Source organism: Haladaptatus salinisoli (genome assembly GCF_020614375.1).
Taxonomy (GTDB): Archaea; Halobacteriota; Halobacteria; order Halobacteriales; family Haladaptataceae; genus Haladaptatus; species Haladaptatus salinisoli.
On the sequence record NZ_CP085327.1, the window covers coordinates 1,250,560 to 1,267,348 of the forward strand.

Genomic DNA, 16,789 nt, shown 5'->3' on the forward strand with positions numbered 1-16,789 from the left:
CGGACGGGGAGGGGTGAAGAGGGAATGAACACCGAGAACTACAACGGAGAGCCAACGAACGCGCGACCGAACCACTCGCGCCGCGACTTCGTGAAGAGGGGCGCACTCGCGGCGGGGTTCGCGCTGGGAGTAACGGCGACCGAAAACGCCGCGGCACAAGACCGGATCGAGGCGTTGGTGTACACCGACGACTACATCGCACGAACGCCGTTTCGCGTCGTCGCCGAACTGCCTATTTCCATCACGATTCAACTGCTGAGCCTACCGAACGGGAACAACGTCCCGGAGATATCCCAACCGGACGATTACAACGGGTACACCATCAGGTACAGTTTCGGCGACGGAAACGTCGTGGACGCCAGCTACGTGTTCACGACGGGAACGCTCCGAGAGGGCATCTCGTATCGCTTCGCGCCGGAGGCGAACTTCCTCAACGGCCGACTCAATCTGCTGAGTACGACCGTCAGCCGAGTCGATGGGCAGTAACGACCGTGAGAACTTTTTTGGCCGGATGTGCAGCGCCAACCTCGTGACCCGTACGGTAGAAGAGAAGACGAAGCGACTACGCCGTACCCATGCCTTGGATCTGTTCGAGTTCCACTTCGACGCGGATGCCGGGCGGGAACTCCATGTCGGCGATGCGTCGAGTCGCCTCGTTGTGGCCGATTATCTCCATTTTTCGCGTGTACACCGTGTACTCCCAACTTCGGAACTGTCGCCCTTCGTCCCCTGAGAGCGTCTTGTACTGCGGAACTCGGATCCGCTCCGGCGGGTCGGAGTGGGGTCCTCGCAGTTCGGCACCCTTTCGCTCGACCATCGATCGGATATCCGACACTACCCTGTCGAGCACGGGTCGGTTGCCGCTCTGGAGGAGTATTTTCGTGATAAACGTCATGGTTGGCTCTGTAGGTTGTATACCGTCCCCCTACGTAAAACGTCTGCTTCTGATTTCCGCACGGTATGTTTCTCTCGTTTTCAATACTCAATAATAGATTGTATCGAAGAATACAATCCAAAAACCGGAATGCGTCGGATAACGACCGTCTAGGTCCGACATTCCTTTAATGGCGAACCTCATAGATGAACGCAATGGCAGTCGAAGCTACGAGCGCGGGTGCTATCCTCTTCCGGGATACCCGCGGTCGAAGGGAGTACCTCCTCCTCAAGAGCCGCCCGGGGGACTGGGAGTTCCCCAAGGGCGGCGTGGAGGGGAACGAAGAGCTACAGCAAACGGCGATACGGGAGATAAAGGAGGAGGCGGGAATCGACGATTTCCGCCTTCTCGACGGCTTCCGGGACGATTACAGTTACGTCTTCGAGGCCAACGGGAAGACGATTCACAAGACCGTCCACCTGTTCATCGCGAAGTCCTACGAGGCGAGCGCGGAACTCTCGAACGAACACCGCGACCTGCAGTGGCGCGACTACGAACAAGCCATCAACACGATTACGCAGGACGGTCCGCGGGACATCCTCCGCGATGCGCACGAGTTCCTCGACGGCAACGACGACATCTGAAAAATCGTTTTCGAGCCGTTATCGCCGCCGCGCCAGCAGCGCGACGCCCGCGAGGGCGACCAGCGCGACGCCGAGACCGAAGCCGGGTTGTCCGTCGCTCTGGGTCGTCGTGGTCGCGTCCCCGGGCGTCGTGGTCGTCGTCGTTTCGTCGCTCGAACCGTCGTCGGTCGTGGTCGTGCCGTCGGACGTTCCGTCGCCTTGGACGTTGAGACCGCCGTGGGCGATGGCGGAGACGTTCTCGCCGGTTCCGTTGTAGACGGTGATGCCGTACATCCCGCCACCGAGATTACCGTCGAGTTTCGTCTCGTTCTTGACGGTGAGACTGTCGGCGTCGGCTTTCATCGACAGCGCCGCGCCGTCGCCGCTTCCCGCCTTCGAGGTGTCGAAGAACAGGACGATCCGTCCGTCGCCGTTACCGTCGGTGACGGTGGCGTTCAGTTTGCAGGTCGCTTGGCCGCCGCCGATCCGGACGGTGACGCCGTCGAGACCGCTGAGACTGAGGTTTATCGGGGCAGTTCCACCGCGCTTCACGTCGTAGATGGAGTCGTTGAAGGCGACGGTATCGTTGCTATCGCCCGCTTCTTGGAAGAGCAGGGGGGACTGTACGGCGGGATTGGGTGCTGTGTTCGCGGCGCTTCCGGCGGAACCCGCGACCGCAGTTCCGGCGAGGAGCGAAACGACCACCAGCGATACTAGGACACGTCGTCCGTTCGTGGTTATCGGGGTTGCCAAAGCGGTGGGACCGCGTTCGTTCGTCTCAAGACGGAGTAATCTGATATTTCGATTCTGTATATAAATGTTTTCTGTCGGTAAGTTTCAGTCGAATCGCTTACCCGTCCGCGGTGCGACGAACGCGTATGGCCGAACCGGAATTCACCTTCGAACTGCGCGTCTGCCGCTGGGCCGAGCGTCACTGGCCGCCCGAAGGCCGCGAGCGCGCCGCGCTCGTCGCCCGACAACTCGGCACGAAGCGCAGGCGATGGGACACTGTGGTCGTCGAGGTGGACGCGGACGCGCTCGCCAGACGCGCCCGATTCGGTCGCCGTCGGTTGGATAGCGACCTGCTTCACGTGGTGCGCCACGCGCCGGACGAGTGGGCGTGGTACCGAGACGCCCTCCCCGACCCCGGCTATCCGTGGCGCTACGTCCGCGAGACGATTCACGAGGCGGACGACCGCGGTATCCTGGACGTTCGGAGGCGAGGACGACGCCTCGAAATCCGGCGGCGACACGAGTATCCGGAGTGGGTTCGACGCGTCGTCGCCGTCGAAAACAAACCCGACTTGGACGCCAGCGCCGCCCACGACCTGCGACCGCAGTTGGAGCGGGACGTCGCCCTCGTGCTGGCCGACGAGGTGTGGGTCGCCACGCGCGCGACGGGCGACCGAGTCGAACCCGCGCTGCTCGAATCGATACCCGTCGAGGCCGGAATCCTGACCTTCGACGGTGACGACGCCGAAGTGGCGTGGTTCCCTCGAACGCTCGACGCGAACGCCCCGGGAACGCGGATTCTGGAGCGTCCGAAGGGCGGGACGTACGACCAGTCCGCGGCGCGGTTCGAGTACGTCTCGCCCGAGGCGAAGCGCGAGAAGCGACTCGAAATCGCCGAGCGCGCCTACGAGCGCGGTTGGCGGTCGTACGCTCGTACGATGCGCCCGGACTGTCGGTACTACGAACTGCGGCACGAAAACGAGACGATGCTGCCGTACTGCGCGGCGAAGGAGCGTCACCAGACCGCGGCGGAGTGTTCCGGGCGGTGTTCGAAGTTCGAACCCGAACCGCCGGCGTGGCGACAGAAGGGGTGGCCCATCGAGGGCGGGCCGGGAAAGGCGATTCGGCGACTGCTCGAATCGCGCAGGGAGCGAAGCCGACCGGGCTAGCCGGGACGTCAGCCGGACTCTTCGACCGAGATGTCCTCGCGCGGCGCGGCGAGTTTGAACGTCGGGACGGTGCGGTAGACGACCTCCACGACGCCCTTTCGTTTCAAGCTCTGGAGCGCCGAGCGCACGTCCTCGACGTCGGGGTCGACGCCGAACTCCTCGCGGAGTTCGTTGAGAACCGAGACGACGCTCTCGGAGCGGTCGTCCGAATCGGCGAGCACGTCGAACACCTGTCGCTGGAGCGTCGGCACGCGGACGACGCTCGGAACGTCGCCCTCCTCGTCGGCGACCATGCCGGGTTCCACGTCGACGAGGTCGTTCGCCTCCGTCGTCGCGCAGATGTAGCTGTTCTCGTCGCGGTAGTAGTACTCTTTCAGCTCGTTCTCCAGATACTGGTGGACCTCGCTCCCGCTCTCCAGCCCCCAGCGTTCCTGCAGTTCGCTGTTCTTCGTGGGTTGGAGTTCGACTAAGTCGGCGAGCCGTTCCCGGGCCTCCTCGGACAGCGTCATCGTCCGGTGGGTATGGCGGGGTGTTATTTGCCAGTTCCGGAGCGGGACGGCGGTACCTCGCGTCGCAACGATTAACCGACCGCCGAGAGACACCCCACGCATGTCCGAGTGGAACACGGTACGACTCGAACTCGAAGACGACGTAGCGACGCTCACGGTCGACCGGCCCGACCGACTCAACGCGCTGAACGTGGAGACGCTGCACGCGCTCCGCGAGGCCATCGCCGAAGCCGAGGCGGAGGACGCCCGCGCGCTGGTGCTCACGGGCGCAGGCGAGACGGCGTTCATCGCCGGTGCCGACATCGGTCACATGCGAGACCTCTCCACCGCCGAGGCGCAGGAGTACGCGGAGTTGGGCCACGAGGTCGCCGACGCGCTGGAGTCGTTCCCCGCGCCCGTCATCGCGGCCATCAACGGCTACGCCTTCGGCGGCGGCTGTGAGTTCGCGCTGGCCTGCGACCTGCGGGTGGCGAGCGAGAACGCCGTCCTCGGTCAGACCGAAATCGACCTCGGCATCATCCCCGGCTGGGGCGGTACGCAGCGACTCTCGCGCATCGTCGGCGACGAACGCGCGCGCCGACTCGTCTTCTTCGGCGAACGAGTGGACGCGCAGGACGCTCACGAGATGGGACTGGTCGGCGAAGTCGTCGCCCACGACAATCTCGAAGAGCGGGTTTCGCGGATGGCGAGCGACCTCGCCGAGCGTCCGGCGTTCGCCATGCGGGCCGCCAAGGAGGCGCTGAATCAGGTGCACGAGGAGCCCCAATCGGCGGGGCTGACGTACGAGCGCCGACTGTGGAGTTCGCTGTTCGGCACGCACGACCAGCGCGAGGGGATGGCGGCGTTCCTCGAAGAGCGCGACGCGGAGTTCGAGTAATCAGTCCTGCGGCGTCGGGCGCGCGTCGGCGCTCGGCGCGACGGTCTCCTCGACCTGCGTGTAGACGAGCAGCGCCCCGAGCGCCGCCAGCACCGCGCCCACCTCGAACGGAATCGCGAATCCGAACCCGACGAGGAATCCCGACGCGAGCGGCCCGATGGCCGTTCCCAGTCCGAACGACATCGTCAGGATGGAGAGCTGCGTCCCCGACTGGCCCTCGCGCGCGAGGTCGCCGGCGAGCGCGAGCGCGGGCGCGAACACCAGCGCGCCCGAGACGCCCTGTACGAGTCGGGCGACGAGCATCTGGACCGAGGTGTTCACGAACCCTTGGACCAGCGTCGACGGGACGAGGATGGCGAGTCCGGCGACGATGAACGGTCGTCGTCCCCACCGGTCGCTCGCCCTGCCGATCGGGGTCTGGAGGACGACCTGTACGAGGACGAACGCCGCGAACTGGAGGCCGAACCACGTCTTCCCCTGGTCGAGGCGTTCGTTTATCATCGGTTCGATGGTCGCCAGCAGGGCGATGCTGATCGCCAGAAACAGCGTCGCCAACCCGAGCGTGAAGACGGAGTCCAGGCCGCCGTGTCGCCCGCGCACCGCGAGGTCGAAGTCCTCCCCCGCGCTCGCCTTGGTGCGCTCGGGGTCGCTCACCAGCAGGGTGACGAGCAGGTAGCTGACGAGCGCGCCGACCGCCGCGAAGTAGAAGGCGGCGTCGAAGCCGGTCAACTGGACGCCGGCGATGCGGTAGGGGCCGCCGTCCACGACCGACCCCGCCGCGATGGGACCGAGACCGAAACCCAGCAGTCTGAAGGTGTTGAACACGCCCATGTTCCCGCCGCGCGTGTCGGTCGTCGCGAGTTCGTTGACCAGCGCGATGGTGCAGGGAATCGTGAAGGCGACGCCGACCCCTTGGAGCGCGCGGATGACGACGAGGGAGACGTAGCTCCCGGCGAAGGCGTAGGCGACGTTCGTGACAGTCAGGATGGCGAGGCCGAACAGGATGAACACCTTGCGCTTGCCGGTTCGGTCGGAGACGCGCCCCGCGAACGGCTGCGTGAAGCTGTTGAGAAAGCCGAACAGCGAGAGGACGATACCCGTCACCATCGCCTCCGCGAGGCCGAACGTGTCGCCGGAAATCGCGCCGCTCGCGATGTACACCGGGAGGACGACGATGAGAAAGGAGTTTCCGACCGCGTCCGCCATGCGCGCCAACGCTAGCGCGAGCACCCGTCTGTCGATACTGAACATTCGATTCGAAGTACCTTTCCCGCGTTCAAGACGATTGTGATGGCGGCCGAGATAACAGCTAATACCGCGACCGTCGTCCGTGCTATCATGGCACGAGAGGTCAAACTCAATCACGTGGAGTCCGTCCTTCGAGAGCTGTCCTACCCGATTTCGCGCGAGGACGCGGCCGAACGGTTTGACGACGTCACGCTCGTGCTCGCCGAGGGGGAGAAGAACCTCGGCGAGCACGTCTCCCAGATGAGCGACGCCGAGTTCGAGTCGGCGGACGACCTGGAAAACGAGGTGTTCAACAATCTGCCGCGGCGGGCGGTCGGCGAACCGTACCAGTCGGAAGGCGAGGGCTGAGAAGCAGGCCCTTTAAATGGGCGCGTCGGCTAACCGAGGACAACGATGGAGTTCTGTGACGAGTGCGGTTCGATGATGAAAGCCGACGACGGTCTCTGGGTCTGCGGCAGCTGCGGCTACGAGAAACCGAGAGGCGACGCCGCCGAGTACGTCATCACCGAAGACCAAGAGGCCAGCGAGATAATCGAAAGCGGCGGCGAGAGCAGCGGCCTCCCGACGACCAGCGCGCAGTGTCCCAACTGCGACAACGACGAAGCGTACTGGTACATGCAACAGATTCGCTCGGCCGACGAGAGCGAGACTCGGTTTTTCGTCTGCACCGAGTGCGAGCACAAGTGGCGCGAAGACGACCACTAAGACACGATCTTCTTCTGCGGTCGGATGCCGAGTCGCCCAGCGGCGAGCGACTCGGCTCGTCTCCCTGAAAAAGCTCGACCAAAAGCGCCGGAAGACGTTCCCGCTCGCTTCGCTGCGCGGGGTGAACTTCCGAGCCTTCGTTCGCGTTGCTCACGAAGACGCTCCTCGCTATCGGTGAGATTGTCGGAGAAACGAGGCGCTACGCCTTCCGCGCGAACGTCAGATAGCCCGTGTGCCCGACGCCGGTGGTCGTCGGTCGCGTTCCGCGCTCGTCGAAGTCCATCTCGCGCTGGATGGTCTCCATCGTCCGGAGGTCGTCCAAGTTCGCCTCGCGCGCCGCCTCCGCGACCTCGCGGGCGGTCTCCACGAACGGGGAGTAGACGCCGAGCGACCCGCCGTCGACGAGCAGATCGGGTGCGCGCGCGACGACCGCCGCCGCGTCCGGCGTGTCGAGCGTGAGCACGTCGAACCCGCCGAGGTCGTCGAGACGCTCGGTCACGTCGCCGGTTCGAACGTCCACCGCGTCGGCCACGTCGGCCATCGCCACGTTCTCGCGGGCGACTTCGGCGAACTCCGCCTTGCGCTCGAACGTCACGACCTCCGCGCCGATTCGACCGAGGTAGCCCGCCAGCACGCCGGTTCCGGTGCCGGCGTCGAGCACGCGGTCGCCCGCGGCGACGCCCGTCTCGCCGACTATCAACCCCACGTCGCGCGGGAGCATCGGCGCGCCGGTTCGCTCGAAGTGGTGAAAGAGGTCCGGCCCGCGGAGTCGGCGAACCGTGAACTCCTCGTCCAAGTGGGTGGTGAGGACGTCCCCGGGTCGCACGTCCTCCGGCACGGTCAAGACTCCGAGGTCGGTCTGCAGTTCCTCGCCGGGGTCGCGCAGGTACTCTCGGTCGCCGTGGACGAGAAGTATCGTCACTCCAGTCGCTCGACCGCCGCCGCGAGGTCGCCGTCGGTCGCCTCCAGCGCCTCGCGGGCTTCGTCCTCGCTCGCGCCCGTGCGCTGGGCGACGATCTCCACGTCGGCGTCCGGTACCGCGCTCGTAGACGCTTCGCCCCCCTCGTCGGCGGACGCGCCGGCACCGCCGGACGCCTCGCGCGTCTCGGCGTCGCCGACTATCTGGTAGGTCTGCTGTCCGCGGGCGTCCATCCGCGTGACCTCCGGGTCGCTGAAGACGAGTTCCTCGCCGTCGCTCGTGCGGATTATTACTTCCTCGGCATCGACGTCGTCGACGTCGATGCCCATCTGTTTCATCATCTGCTGCATCTTGCGTGGATTGAGTCCACCGCCGCCTCCTCCGAACATACGCGAATCGTCGGAGCGTAGGGGCAAAAACGTGACGCAAACGCGGCGGATTACTCGTCCGCGCCGTCGCGCACCTTCACCGCCATCCCGGTGTCGAAGTCCAGCATCGCGTCGGCGTCGAGTTCGGCGCGGCCGACGGCGAGCAGGTCGCCGTCCTCGTGCGTCACCAGCACTTCGTCGCCGGCGCGAACGTCGGGGTCGACCGCCGCGACGAACTTGGCGAAGACGTTCTTGCCGTCGCGGACGAACGGTTCGCTCTCGTCGCCGACGACGACGCGACCCGCCGGCGCGTCGAGGGCGTCCGCGATGCGACGTCCGCCCGCGAGGCCGAGCGTGAACCGCCCGTCGGTGGCGTAGGTGACGAGCCGCGACCCGCCGGCGTGAACCTGCTGCGGTCGTCCCGACGACGACCGCCGGATTTCGAGGTCGTCGTCCGGCGGGAACAGGGCGGAGCCGACGCCGGCTCCGAACTGGTAGTCGGCGGTCACGCGAAGCGCGGACAGGTCCTCGGCGTCGGTCATCGGTTCGGTTTCGAAGCGGGCGGGTGAAAGCCCTTCGCATCCGCCCTCCCCCACCTTTGGTACGTATTGACATACCTTTGCCATCGAGTAGCATGGGGCCGGCTATCGATTTGAGAGCGATTTATTAGTCGGGAAACCCAAGAGCGCGTATGAACTCGAAAGAGCTGCTCGGAATCGTGCTCCTCATCGTGGGAACCGTCCTCATCATCGGCGTCTCCACGATGACCGGCTCGCTCGTGACGAACGTCCTCGCGGGCCTCTCGACGCTGGCGCTCGCCGGCGGCGCGCTGATGTACGGAACCGCCGAAGACGGTCGGCCGGTCTAGAGGAGGAACGTGTCGGCCCGCTCGCTGAGGTCGATGAAGGCGTCGGCGGCGTCGACGAGTTCTTCGGCGGACGATTCTTCGAACCCCATCACTTCCACGCGCACGCCCTCGTGACGGAGGTGCGTGGCGAGCCGGGCGAAATCGCCGTCGCCCGTGCAGAGCACGACGGTGTCCACCTTCGGCGCGAGCGTGATGGCGTCGAGGCACATCCCCACGTCCCAGTCGGCCTTCTTCGACCCGTCGCCGAACGTCTTCAGGGCCTTTATCTTCGTCTCGAAACCGATCTCGGTGAGCGCGTCGAAAAAGCGGTCCTCGTCGGGGCTGTCGGCCTGGATGACGTAGGCGATGGCGCGCGTCACCCGCCGGTTCTGCGCCGCCTTGGAGAGCAGGGACGAGTAGTCGATGTTTCGGCTGTAGACGCTTTGGGCGGAGTGGTAGAGATTTTGCGCGTCGGCGAGTACCGTGACGCGCTGGTCCGGATGAATCTCGGTCATACGTTGGTGTGATAACTACTGGCATAAAGAGGTTCCTGCTCTGCACTCGTCACCCATCTGGTGTTTCGAACCACGTGAGCGAGAGGGAGTCGGGGTCGAGCGTGTAATATCGCTCCCACGTTGGCGCCAAACTGACGACGCGAGTATTCTCGAGCGTCGCCTCCGCGTGCTGGTGGTGGTGGCCGACGAGGCAGAGTTCGGGGTCGAGCACCGAGAGCAGGTCGTCGACGTGCGAACAGCCCACGTCGTAGTCCTCCGCGACCGGAAGACCGTGGGGCGCTTCGTGGGTCAGCAGCACGTCGACGGACTGCAGCGCCATCGCGCGTTCCACGTCCTCGCGGGTGAAGTGACGGCGGCGCTCCGCGACGAGGTTCGCGCGCGGACGATCGTACTGCGTCGGCGCGTAGTTCCCCGACAGTCCGGCGACGCGAACCCCGTCTACGTCGACCGCCGTGCTCGCCAGCAGATTGGCGTTTCGAACCTCCGAGTTCGATACCAGTCCGTTGCGCAGCGCCGCGATGGTGTCGAAGTCCTCGTTGTTGCCCGCGACGAACCACGTCGGCTTCGGGAGGTCGTAGTACATCAGGTCGCCGAGTTGGAGCGCGACGTCGGCATCCGATGCTCGGTAGGCCGCGAAGAGGGCGCGCCGGTTGTCGGGGTCGTCCGCGTGGGCGTCTCCGAGGACGAGCATCGGTGGGACGTATTTCGGACAACGTGATAAGACCGCCGAATTTCGGTCACCCGCGGAGAACGAGCGCGAGCGCGGAGAACGACAGGAGACCGACGCCGTAGAAGAGAAGTTTGACGTCGTTGTCCATCCGCTTCGGCGTCGAATCCGCCGGGTCGACGATGCCGCTTCGGAACCCCGTCGCCTGGTGGTTCGTCATCGCCGCGCCCATCCGGACGGTGCCGGTGCCGCCGAGCGCGAGCAGTACGGCGACCAGTCCGAGGCCGAACAGGGAGACGAGCGCGAGGCCCGACCGCGTGACGACCGAGACGGCGGCGACGGTCGCCCCGGCGTAGCAGAGCGCGTAGCGCGCGCCGCACCGGGCGACGAGGTTCCAGTTCATCACCGAACGGACGGTTGTCAGGTATTTGAATATAGGGAGGGAGGGGCGTCGCAGCGTCTGCCGTCGGCGCAAGGCATAAGTCCTCGGGGAACAGCCATTGTTCCATATGCCATGTGCTGTGACGCTCGCTGCTCGCTTCTTCGGGCGGGAGAGCGGCAGCACGGTCGGAAAACGCACAAAACGCGCGGCGTAACAGGTTCGCGGCGGGCGTGGCGACCCCGTTTCGAGCCATCCTCGTTCTGTACCGCGCGACGACCGATTTCCGACACGAAACCGATGACAGACACAGATTCACCGTTCCGCGGGGTCTACCCCGCGATGACCACGCCCTTCGCGGGCGAGCGTATCGACTTCGACCAACTTCGCAGCGACGCCCGACGCCTCGAACGCGCCGGGGTTCACGGACTCGTCCCCGTCGGCTCGACCGGCGAGAGCGCGACCCTGACCCACGACGAACACGTCGAGGTGATATCGGCGGTCGCGGACGCGGTGGACGTGCCGGTTATCGCCGGCGCGGGAAGCAACGCGACCCACGAAGCGCTCGAACTCTCGCAGCGCGCCGCGGACGCCGGCGCTGACGGACTCCTCCTCCTCTCGCCGTACTACAACAAGCCCGAACCGGAGGGGATGGAGCGACACTACCGCGCCATCGCCGACGGGGTCGACCTCCCGCAGATCGTCTACAACGTCCCGTCGCGGACGGGCCGCAACGTCGACGTGGAGACGACCGTCTCGCTGGCCGAGCACGACAATATCGTCGGTTACAAGGCCGCGAGCGGCGACCTCGGCCAGATCGGCGAGGTAATCGAGCGGACGCGAGACGAGGAGTTCGCGGTGCTGTCGGGCGACGACGCGCTCACGCTCCCGATGCTCGCCGTCGGCGCGACCGGCACCATCAGCGTCTCGGCGAACGTCGAACCCGAACGCACCTGCGAACTGGTCGAATCGGCGCTCGCCGGCGACTACGAGCGAGCGCGGGAACTGCACCGCGAACTCGGCCCGCTCTTCCGCGCGCTGTTCGCGGAGACGAACCCGATCCCGGTGAAGGCCGCGATGGAGATTCGCGGCTACGGCCCGGGCGAACTCCGGCTTCCGCTCTCGCCGCTCTCCTCGGAACACTACGAGGAACTCGCGGCGGTACTCGACTCGCTGGAGGAGTCCGGATGAGACGGGTCGTCGTCACGGGCGCGACGGGGCGGATGGGTCGCACCGTCATCGAGGCGGCGGCGGAGCGGGACGACGCGGAGGTCGTCGCCGGCGTGAGCCGCGACCCGCCCGCGGAGATCGCCGGGGTTCCGACGAGACCGGCGCAGGAGTTCGGGGCGGTGCTACGGGAGTACGACCCCGACGCGCTCGTGGACTTCTCCGCCCCGTCGAGCAGCCAGAATTACGTCGCGGTCTGCGGGGAGGCGGGCGTCGCCTGCGTCGTCGGGACGACCGGTTTCGACGAGCAGGGCGAGTCGGTTCTCCGAAGCGTGAGCGACCACGTCCCCGTCCTCAAGGCGAGCAACTTCTCGCGGGGCGTCCAGGCGCTCCTCCGGGCGGTCGAGGGCGCGGTCGCCGACCTTCCCGGCTACGACGTGGAACTAACCGAGACGCACCACAACGGGAAGCGGGACGCGCCGAGCGGTACGGCGAAGACGCTCCTCGATCGAATCGCGTCCGCGGGCGGGCCCGGAGAGCGGGTTCACGGGCGCGAGGGGGACGCCGCGCGCGAACCGGGAGAAGTCGGCGTCCACGCGCGCAGGGCGGGCGGAATCAGGGGCGAACACGAGGTGCTGCTGGCGAACGAGAACGAGGAACTGCGCCTCGTCCACCGCGCCCGGAGCAGGGCGGTGTTCGCCGACGGCGCGCTCGACGCGGCGGCGTGGGTGGCCGGAAAGGAGCCGGGATGGTACGATTTCAGCGAGGTGATCGCCGAATGAGAAACGAGATACGAGAGCTGTGGCACCGATACGAGTCGAACGAACTGAACGCGGCGAACGCCGGAGCCGACGAACGCGCGACCCTGAACGCCTTCTTGGACGCGCTGGAGTCGGGCGAGGTACGCGCCGCCGAGAAGCGCGGCGGAAGCTGGGAGACGAACGAGTGGGTGAAGCGGGGAATCCTGCTGAACTTCGGCCTCCGGGACATCGAGGGGCGCGAGTACGGCGACGTGACCTACCACGACGTGCTCTCGCTCAGGCGGACCGACGACCTCCCCGGCAGAGGTACCCGAAACACCCCCGACGGAACCGTCCTCCGCCGGGGGGCGCACGTCGGGTCTAACTGCATCCTGATGAGTCCGAGCTTCGTCAACGTCGGCGCGTACGTCGGCGACGGGACGCTGGTGGACTCCTGCGACACGGTCGGTTCCTGCGCGCAGATCGGCGAAAACGTCAAACTCGGCGCGAACGCCCTCGTCGGCGGCGTCCTCGAACCGGTCGAGAGCACGCCCGTCGTCGTCGAGGACGACGTGTCGCTCGGCGCGGGCTGTCGGGTCACCTCCGGCTTCGTCGTCGGCGAGGGGAGCATCGTCGGGGAGAACACCCTGCTCACGCCGCGGATTCCCGTCTACGACCTCGTGGACGAGGAGATTCTATACGGGCACCTCCCGCCGAACCGACGGGCGTTCACCCGGTTCGTGGAGTCCGGACTCGGCGACCACGACCTGTTCGACGGCGGGGCGTACAAGCCCGCGGTGGTCGCCCTCGACGTGGAGGCCGACACGCTCGCGCAGGTGGAGCGGGAGGAGGCCCTGCGATGAGCGCGACGACCGACGACCCGCCGGTACGCCGCCTCGCCGACTGGTCGTCCGACCGACTCGCCGCGCTCGCCGACGAGCACGGGACGCCCCTGTACGTCACCGACCTCGACCGCGTGCGCGAGAACTACCGGCGGTTCGCGGGCGCGTTCCCGGACGCCGAGGTGCACTACGCAGCAAAGGCGAACACCTCGCGGGCCGTCCTCCGAACGCTCGAAGCCGAGGGGTCGAGCGTCGAGTGCGCGTCCGCGGGCGAGACCGAGCGCGCGTTCGCCGCCGGCTTCGGGGGGGAGCGCGTCCACTACACCGCCGTCAACCCGCCGGCCGAGGACCTCGACGGGGCGGTCGAACTCGCCGATGAACACCCCGAACTGACGATCACGGTCGGGGCGAGGGACACCGTCGACCGACTCGCGGAGCGCGGCTACGACGGGCGGCTCTGCCTCCGCGTCAACCCCGGCGTCGGCGCCGGACACCACGAGAAGGTTCGAACCGGCGCGGACGCCAAGTTCGGCGTCCCCTACGACCGCGCCGCGACCCTGCTCGAAGACGCCGCGGGCGATTTCGACGTGGTCGGCGTCCACGCCCACGCCGGGAGCGGCATCTCGGGCGACGACCTCGGCAACCACCGCGAACTCGTCTCGCGGATGGGCGAACTCGTCCGAAGCCTCGACTTCCCGCTCGAGTTCGTCGACGTGGGCGGCGGCTTCGGCGTTCCCTACGGCCCCGACGAACCGCCGCTCGACCTCGACGCGGTCGCGGCCGCGACCCGCGAGGCGCTCGGCGACGTGGACGCGACGCTCGTCGTGGAACCGGGTCGCTACCTCGTCGCCGACGCCGGCGTCCTCCTGACCCGCGTGAACACGGTCAAGGAGACCCCGGAGACGACCGTCGTCGGCGTCGACGCCGGGATGACGACGCTCGCGCGCCCCGCGCTCTACGACGCCTACCACCGCGTCAGGAACGTCTCCGGCGACGGCCCCGAGGTCGAGGCGACCGTCGCCGGCCCCATCTGCGAGAGTTCGGACACCTTCGGCGAACACGCGATGGCCGAACCCCGGCGCGGCGACCTGCTGGCGGTCGGCAACGCGGGCGCGTACGGCTACGAGATGGCGAGCCAGTACAACTCGCGGCCCCGCCCCGCGGTCGTCGTCGTGGACGGCGACCGCGAGGGCGTCGCCGACCGCCGCGAGACGCTGGCCGACGTGACCGCGACCGAACGGGAGGTGGCGTGGCGATGAACTTCTCGTTCGAGAAGTACCACGGCACCGGGAACGATTTCGTCGTCGTCGACGCGGACATCTGCATCCCGAACCGGGCCGCGTTCGCCCGCGAAGCCTGCGACAGGGCCGAGGGAATCGGCGCGGACGGCGTGCTCTTTCTGGCGCTCGAACCGGACTACCGACCGCCGCGGGTCGTCATGACGCTCGTCCAACCCGACGGAAGCACGGCGGAGATGTGCGGTAACGGGGCGCGGTGCGCCGCGGTCTGGGCCGCCGAGCGAGCCGGCGCGGACGAGGTGATGATAGACACGCTGGCCGGGACGCGCTACGCGAGGGTGCGCGACGGCGGCGCGACCGTCGAGATGGGGCCGCCGCGATTCGCACCCGACGACGTTCCGGTCGCACGGGACGAACCGCTCGTCGGGGAGCGGGTGGGCGACCACGAGGTGACCGCGGTGAACACGGGCGTTCCGCACGCCGTCGCCTTCGTGGACGACGTGGACGCGGTGGACGTCGACCGGGTCGCGCCCGAGATTCGTCGCGCCGACGCGTTCCCCGAGGGCGCGAACGTCACCTTCGCGTCGCGCCGACCGGGCGGGTTCGACCAGCGGACCTTCGAACGCGGCGTGGAAGGCGAAACCCGGTCCTGCGGAACCGGCGCGGTCGCCATCGCCGCCGTCGCCCGGCGACTCGGCCTCGCCGACGACGAACGGGTGTCGGTGTCGCCGCCGGGCGGCGAACTCGACGTGACGGTCGGCGACGGAACCGCGTTCCTCTCCGGGCCGGTCGAACGCGAGTTCGAGGGGGACGTGAGCGTGTCCGCGATGGGCCGACTCGACCTGGAAGCATGACCGAGTTCGACCCCATCTCGTTCCTCGAACGGGCCGTCGGGACGGAGTCGCACGAGTCGGTCGACGAGATGCGAACCCTGCTCGTCGAAACGCTCGACTCGGCGGGCGCGGAACCCCGCGTCGACGACGCCGGGAACGTTCTCGCGGAGCGCGGCGACGCGGACGGCGGCCCGCGCGTCGTGCTGAACACCCACGTCGACACCGTGCCGCCGCACGTCCCCTTCTCGCGCGACGGCGACGTGATTCGAGGGCGGGGCTCCTGCGACGCGAAGGGGCCGCTCGCCGCGCTCCTCGCCGCCTTCCTCGCTGTCGAACCCGCCCGAGGGAGCGTGACGCTCGCCGTGACGCCCGACGAGGAAACTAACTCGACGGGCGCGGCGGCGCTCGACGTGGACGCGGACGCCGTGGTCGTCGGCGAACCGACCGGACTCGACGTGTGCAACGCGGCCCGCGGACGGTTTCAGGCCACCGTGACGCTCCGGGGGGAGAACGCTCACGCCGCGAATCCGGAGGACGGCGTCAACGCGGTCGGCGCGCTGTCGCCCGCCTTGGAGGCGCTGAGCACCTTCGACTCCGGCGACGAACACCCCGAACTCGGCGCGCCGACGCTCACGCCGACGACGGTCGAGGGCGGGACGGCGACGAACCAAGTTCCGGCCGAGTGCTTGTTCGTCGTGGACAGGCGGAGCGTTCCGCCGGAGGGCGCGGAGGAGTTCCGGGCCGCGCTCGAATCCCACCTCCGGGAGGCCGCACCTCCGGAGGTCGACGCGACGGTCGCGCTCGCGGAGCGCGACACGCCGTTTCTCGAAGCGTTCGAGACGCCGGCCGATTCTCGGTTGGTGCGGACGCTCCGGGACGCCGGCGGCGGCGAGGTGCGACCGTTCGGCGCGGCGACGGAAGCCTCCTACTTCGCGCGAGTCGCGCCGACCGTCGTGTTCGGGCCGGGCGTGCTTGCAGACGACGAGGGTGCGGTGGCGCACGGCCCGCGCGAGTACGTGCGCACGGACGAAGTCGAGACGGCGGCCGACGCCGTGACCGAAACGTTGCGAAAACTGCTCGCGTAGTCAGTACTCGGCCGCCAGATACGCGCCGACGTAGCCACCGAGGGCGCTCAGACCCATCGTGTAGAGCAACGCGAGCACACCTAAAACGAGGGCGAAGACCAGGAATCCACCCGGAGCGCCACCGAAAAAGAAGAGGCTAACGAACAGGAAGCCGACGAAAATCATCGGAACGGTCGCTATCGCGCCCGAAATCGCACCGATTCGGACGCCCGTGTCGGTGGTGGCGTCGTCGAGGTAGGCCGCGACGGCACCGCCGAGAACGGGGGAGAACGGGAGGAAAGCGGTGACGATGGTTACGACGGCTCCGATAACCGCGTGGACGAGGGCGTTGTCGTTTCCCATGCTCCGGATAGGTTTCCGACGATGAAATAATCGTCGGAGAGGATGATTCATGGAACGGGCGTCGGTAACTCGACCGGCTTACCGGGTTTTCTGCGGTCGAAGTCGACCCG

General features: G+C 67.3%; 24 protein-coding genes. 13 read left to right on the plus strand and 11 right to left on the minus strand.

Annotation, left to right across the window (positions count from 1 at the left end; all coding sequences use genetic code 11):
- Positions 1-24: 24 nt before the first annotated feature.
- Positions 25-486, plus strand: coding sequence for a hypothetical protein (locus tag LIX00_RS06845; RefSeq protein ID WP_227355454.1), 462 nt, complete (start codon positions 25-27; stop codon positions 484-486).
- A gap of 76 nt (positions 487-562) precedes the next feature.
- On the opposite strand, the gene LIX00_RS06850 is transcribed toward LIX00_RS06845, so the two are convergent.
- On the minus strand, positions 563-895 hold the full coding sequence (locus LIX00_RS06850) for an uS10/mL48 family ribosomal protein (RefSeq protein ID WP_227355455.1): 333 nt from the start codon (positions 893-895) through the stop codon (positions 563-565).
- Between the two features lie 194 nt (positions 896-1,089).
- Here LIX00_RS06850 and LIX00_RS06855 point away from each other — a divergent pair, with 194 nt between their 5' ends.
- Positions 1,090-1,518: a bis(5'-nucleosyl)-tetraphosphatase gene (locus LIX00_RS06855; protein WP_227355456.1), complete on the plus strand. Its 429-nt coding sequence runs from the start codon at positions 1,090-1,092 to the stop codon at positions 1,516-1,518.
- An 18-nt stretch (positions 1,519-1,536) separates the two neighbouring features.
- Here LIX00_RS06855 and LIX00_RS06860 read toward each other — a convergent pair whose 3' ends face one another.
- Positions 1,537-2,202, minus strand: a complete 666-nt coding sequence (locus tag LIX00_RS06860) for a DUF7827 domain-containing protein (RefSeq protein WP_227355457.1) — start codon at positions 2,200-2,202, stop codon at positions 1,537-1,539.
- A 173-nt stretch (positions 2,203-2,375) separates the two neighbouring features.
- Between LIX00_RS06860 and LIX00_RS06865 the strand changes: the two genes are divergently transcribed.
- Positions 2,376-3,398 (plus strand): DUF5787 family protein, encoded by a 1,023-nt coding sequence (locus tag LIX00_RS06865; RefSeq protein WP_227355458.1) that lies wholly within the window; start codon positions 2,376-2,378, stop codon positions 3,396-3,398.
- Between the two features lie 8 nt (positions 3,399-3,406).
- On the opposite strand, the gene LIX00_RS06870 is transcribed toward LIX00_RS06865, so the two are convergent.
- Positions 3,407-3,907 carry a DUF5797 family protein gene (locus tag LIX00_RS06870; protein WP_227355459.1) on the minus strand — a complete coding sequence of 167 codons (501 nt, stop codon included), beginning with the start codon at positions 3,905-3,907 and terminating at the stop codon, positions 3,407-3,409.
- Positions 3,908-4,007: 100 nt separating this feature from the next.
- Here LIX00_RS06870 and LIX00_RS06875 point away from each other — a divergent pair, with 100 nt between their 5' ends.
- Positions 4,008-4,784, plus strand: a complete 777-nt coding sequence (locus LIX00_RS06875) for an enoyl-CoA hydratase/isomerase family protein (protein ID WP_227355460.1) — start codon at positions 4,008-4,010, stop codon at positions 4,782-4,784.
- Here LIX00_RS06875 and LIX00_RS06880 read toward each other — a convergent pair whose 3' ends face one another.
- On the minus strand, positions 4,785-6,035 hold the full coding sequence (locus tag LIX00_RS06880; RefSeq protein ID WP_227355461.1) for an MFS transporter: 1,251 nt from the start codon (positions 6,033-6,035) through the stop codon (positions 4,785-4,787).
- 87 nt (positions 6,036-6,122) lie between these two features.
- Here LIX00_RS06880 and LIX00_RS06885 point away from each other — a divergent pair, with 87 nt between their 5' ends.
- Both LIX00_RS06885 and LIX00_RS06890 read left to right on the plus strand, forming a co-directional pair.
- A complete protein-coding gene (locus tag LIX00_RS06885) occupies positions 6,123-6,380 on the plus strand; it encodes a DUF5789 family protein (RefSeq protein WP_227355462.1) in 258 nt (85 codons plus the stop codon).
- Positions 6,381-6,425: 45 nt separating this feature from the next.
- Positions 6,426-6,737, plus strand: a complete 312-nt coding sequence (locus LIX00_RS06890) for a transcription factor S (protein ID WP_227355463.1) — start codon at positions 6,426-6,428, stop codon at positions 6,735-6,737.
- 199 nt (positions 6,738-6,936) lie between these two features.
- Here the strand turns inward: LIX00_RS06890 and LIX00_RS06895 are convergent, their stop codons facing one another.
- The 3 genes from LIX00_RS06895 to LIX00_RS06905 are packed head-to-tail and all read right to left on the minus strand — an operon-like array spanning position 6,937 to position 8,566.
- Entirely contained in the window at positions 6,937-7,659 is a 723-nt protein-coding gene (locus LIX00_RS06895; RefSeq protein ID WP_227355464.1) for a methyltransferase domain-containing protein, read from the minus strand.
- Entirely contained in the window at positions 7,656-8,045 is a 390-nt protein-coding gene (locus LIX00_RS06900; RefSeq protein ID WP_227355465.1) for a nascent polypeptide-associated complex protein, read from the minus strand. The genes LIX00_RS06895 and LIX00_RS06900 overlap by 4 nt, the downstream gene beginning before the upstream one ends.
- A 50-nt stretch (positions 8,046-8,095) precedes the next feature.
- Positions 8,096-8,566 carry a PUA domain-containing protein gene (locus tag LIX00_RS06905; RefSeq protein WP_227355466.1) on the minus strand — a complete coding sequence of 157 codons (471 nt, stop codon included), beginning with the start codon at positions 8,564-8,566 and terminating at the stop codon, positions 8,096-8,098.
- Between the two features lie 149 nt (positions 8,567-8,715).
- Here LIX00_RS06905 and LIX00_RS06910 point away from each other — a divergent pair, with 149 nt between their 5' ends.
- Positions 8,716-8,892 carry a hypothetical protein gene (locus LIX00_RS06910; protein ID WP_227355467.1) on the plus strand — a complete coding sequence of 59 codons (177 nt, stop codon included), beginning with the start codon at positions 8,716-8,718 and terminating at the stop codon, positions 8,890-8,892.
- Here the strand turns inward: LIX00_RS06910 and LIX00_RS06915 are convergent.
- Genes LIX00_RS06915 through LIX00_RS06925 form a run of 3 tightly spaced genes read right to left on the minus strand, consistent with a single transcriptional unit; the run spans position 8,889 to position 10,456 of the window.
- Positions 8,889-9,386, minus strand: coding sequence for a LabA-like NYN domain-containing protein (locus tag LIX00_RS06915; RefSeq protein ID WP_227355468.1), 498 nt, complete (start codon positions 9,384-9,386; stop codon positions 8,889-8,891). The genes LIX00_RS06910 and LIX00_RS06915 overlap by 4 nt on opposite strands.
- A gap of 49 nt (positions 9,387-9,435) precedes the next feature.
- Complete coding sequence (locus LIX00_RS06920) at positions 9,436-10,077, minus strand: metallophosphoesterase family protein (protein WP_227355469.1); 642 nt, start codon at positions 10,075-10,077, stop codon at positions 9,436-9,438.
- A 46-nt stretch (positions 10,078-10,123) separates the two neighbouring features.
- Complete coding sequence (locus LIX00_RS06925; RefSeq protein WP_227355470.1) at positions 10,124-10,456, minus strand: DUF8070 family membrane protein; 333 nt, start codon at positions 10,454-10,456, stop codon at positions 10,124-10,126.
- A gap of 276 nt (positions 10,457-10,732) precedes the next feature.
- Between LIX00_RS06925 and dapA the strand changes: the two genes are divergently transcribed.
- The 6 genes from dapA to LIX00_RS06955 are packed head-to-tail and all read left to right on the plus strand — an operon-like array spanning position 10,733 to position 16,337.
- Positions 10,733-11,623, plus strand: coding sequence for a 4-hydroxy-tetrahydrodipicolinate synthase (gene dapA / locus LIX00_RS06930; RefSeq protein ID WP_227355471.1), 891 nt, complete (start codon positions 10,733-10,735; stop codon positions 11,621-11,623).
- On the plus strand, positions 11,620-12,381 hold the full coding sequence (gene dapB / locus LIX00_RS06935) for a 4-hydroxy-tetrahydrodipicolinate reductase (protein ID WP_227355472.1): 762 nt from the start codon (positions 11,620-11,622) through the stop codon (positions 12,379-12,381). Before dapA ends, dapB begins: the two co-directional genes overlap by 4 nt.
- Positions 12,378-13,202, plus strand: coding sequence for a 2,3,4,5-tetrahydropyridine-2,6-dicarboxylate N-succinyltransferase (locus LIX00_RS06940; RefSeq protein ID WP_227355473.1), 825 nt, complete (start codon positions 12,378-12,380; stop codon positions 13,200-13,202). Before dapB ends, LIX00_RS06940 begins: the two co-directional genes overlap by 4 nt.
- Entirely contained in the window at positions 13,199-14,440 is a 1,242-nt protein-coding gene (lysA, locus tag LIX00_RS06945) for a diaminopimelate decarboxylase (RefSeq protein WP_227355474.1), read from the plus strand. The genes LIX00_RS06940 and lysA overlap by 4 nt, the downstream gene beginning before the upstream one ends.
- Positions 14,437-15,273: a diaminopimelate epimerase gene (gene dapF / locus LIX00_RS06950; RefSeq protein WP_227355475.1), complete on the plus strand. Its 837-nt coding sequence runs from the start codon at positions 14,437-14,439 to the stop codon at positions 15,271-15,273. Before lysA ends, dapF begins: the two co-directional genes overlap by 4 nt.
- Positions 15,270-16,337, plus strand: coding sequence for a M20/M25/M40 family metallo-hydrolase (locus tag LIX00_RS06955; RefSeq protein ID WP_227355476.1), 1,068 nt, complete (start codon positions 15,270-15,272; stop codon positions 16,335-16,337). The genes dapF and LIX00_RS06955 overlap by 4 nt, the downstream gene beginning before the upstream one ends.
- Here the strand turns inward: LIX00_RS06955 and LIX00_RS06960 are convergent, their stop codons facing one another.
- On the minus strand, positions 16,338-16,679 hold the full coding sequence (locus LIX00_RS06960; RefSeq protein ID WP_227355477.1) for a DUF5518 domain-containing protein: 342 nt from the start codon (positions 16,677-16,679) through the stop codon (positions 16,338-16,340).
- Positions 16,680-16,789 lie beyond the last annotated feature (110 nt).

Bases quoted from the DNA above. Each gene is read 5' to 3' on its own strand.
- LIX00_RS06845 (WP_227355454.1), top strand. From the start codon at position 25: ATGAACACCGAGAACTACAACGGAGAGCCAACGAACGCGCGACCGAAC.
- LIX00_RS06850 (WP_227355455.1), bottom strand. From the start codon at position 895: ATGACGTTTATCACGAAAATACTCCTCCAGAGCGGCAACCGACCCGTG.
- LIX00_RS06855 (WP_227355456.1), top strand. From the start codon at position 1,090: ATGGCAGTCGAAGCTACGAGCGCGGGTGCTATCCTCTTCCGGGATACC.
- LIX00_RS06865 (WP_227355458.1), top strand. From the start codon at position 2,376: ATGGCCGAACCGGAATTCACCTTCGAACTGCGCGTCTGCCGCTGGGCC.
- LIX00_RS06870 (WP_227355459.1), bottom strand. From the start codon at position 3,907: ATGACGCTGTCCGAGGAGGCCCGGGAACGGCTCGCCGACTTAGTCGAA.
- LIX00_RS06875 (WP_227355460.1), top strand. From the start codon at position 4,008: ATGTCCGAGTGGAACACGGTACGACTCGAACTCGAAGACGACGTAGCG.
- LIX00_RS06880 (WP_227355461.1), bottom strand. From the start codon at position 6,035: ATGTTCAGTATCGACAGACGGGTGCTCGCGCTAGCGTTGGCGCGCATG.
- LIX00_RS06885 (WP_227355462.1), top strand. From the start codon at position 6,123: ATGGCACGAGAGGTCAAACTCAATCACGTGGAGTCCGTCCTTCGAGAG.
- LIX00_RS06890 (WP_227355463.1), top strand. From the start codon at position 6,426: ATGGAGTTCTGTGACGAGTGCGGTTCGATGATGAAAGCCGACGACGGT.
- LIX00_RS06900 (WP_227355465.1), bottom strand. From the start codon at position 8,045: ATGTTCGGAGGAGGCGGCGGTGGACTCAATCCACGCAAGATGCAGCAG.
- LIX00_RS06905 (WP_227355466.1), bottom strand. From the start codon at position 8,566: ATGACCGACGCCGAGGACCTGTCCGCGCTTCGCGTGACCGCCGACTAC.
- LIX00_RS06910 (WP_227355467.1), top strand. From the start codon at position 8,716: ATGAACTCGAAAGAGCTGCTCGGAATCGTGCTCCTCATCGTGGGAACC.
- LIX00_RS06915 (WP_227355468.1), bottom strand. From the start codon at position 9,386: ATGACCGAGATTCATCCGGACCAGCGCGTCACGGTACTCGCCGACGCG.
- LIX00_RS06920 (WP_227355469.1), bottom strand. From the start codon at position 10,077: ATGCTCGTCCTCGGAGACGCCCACGCGGACGACCCCGACAACCGGCGC.
- LIX00_RS06925 (WP_227355470.1), bottom strand. From the start codon at position 10,456: ATGAACTGGAACCTCGTCGCCCGGTGCGGCGCGCGCTACGCGCTCTGC.
- dapA (WP_227355471.1), top strand. From the start codon at position 10,733: ATGACAGACACAGATTCACCGTTCCGCGGGGTCTACCCCGCGATGACC.
- dapB (WP_227355472.1), top strand. From the start codon at position 11,620: ATGAGACGGGTCGTCGTCACGGGCGCGACGGGGCGGATGGGTCGCACC.
- LIX00_RS06940 (WP_227355473.1), top strand. From the start codon at position 12,378: ATGAGAAACGAGATACGAGAGCTGTGGCACCGATACGAGTCGAACGAA.
- lysA (WP_227355474.1), top strand. From the start codon at position 13,199: ATGAGCGCGACGACCGACGACCCGCCGGTACGCCGCCTCGCCGACTGG.
- dapF (WP_227355475.1), top strand. From the start codon at position 14,437: ATGAACTTCTCGTTCGAGAAGTACCACGGCACCGGGAACGATTTCGTC.
- LIX00_RS06955 (WP_227355476.1), top strand. From the start codon at position 15,270: ATGACCGAGTTCGACCCCATCTCGTTCCTCGAACGGGCCGTCGGGACG.
- LIX00_RS06960 (WP_227355477.1), bottom strand. From the start codon at position 16,679: ATGGGAAACGACAACGCCCTCGTCCACGCGGTTATCGGAGCCGTCGTA.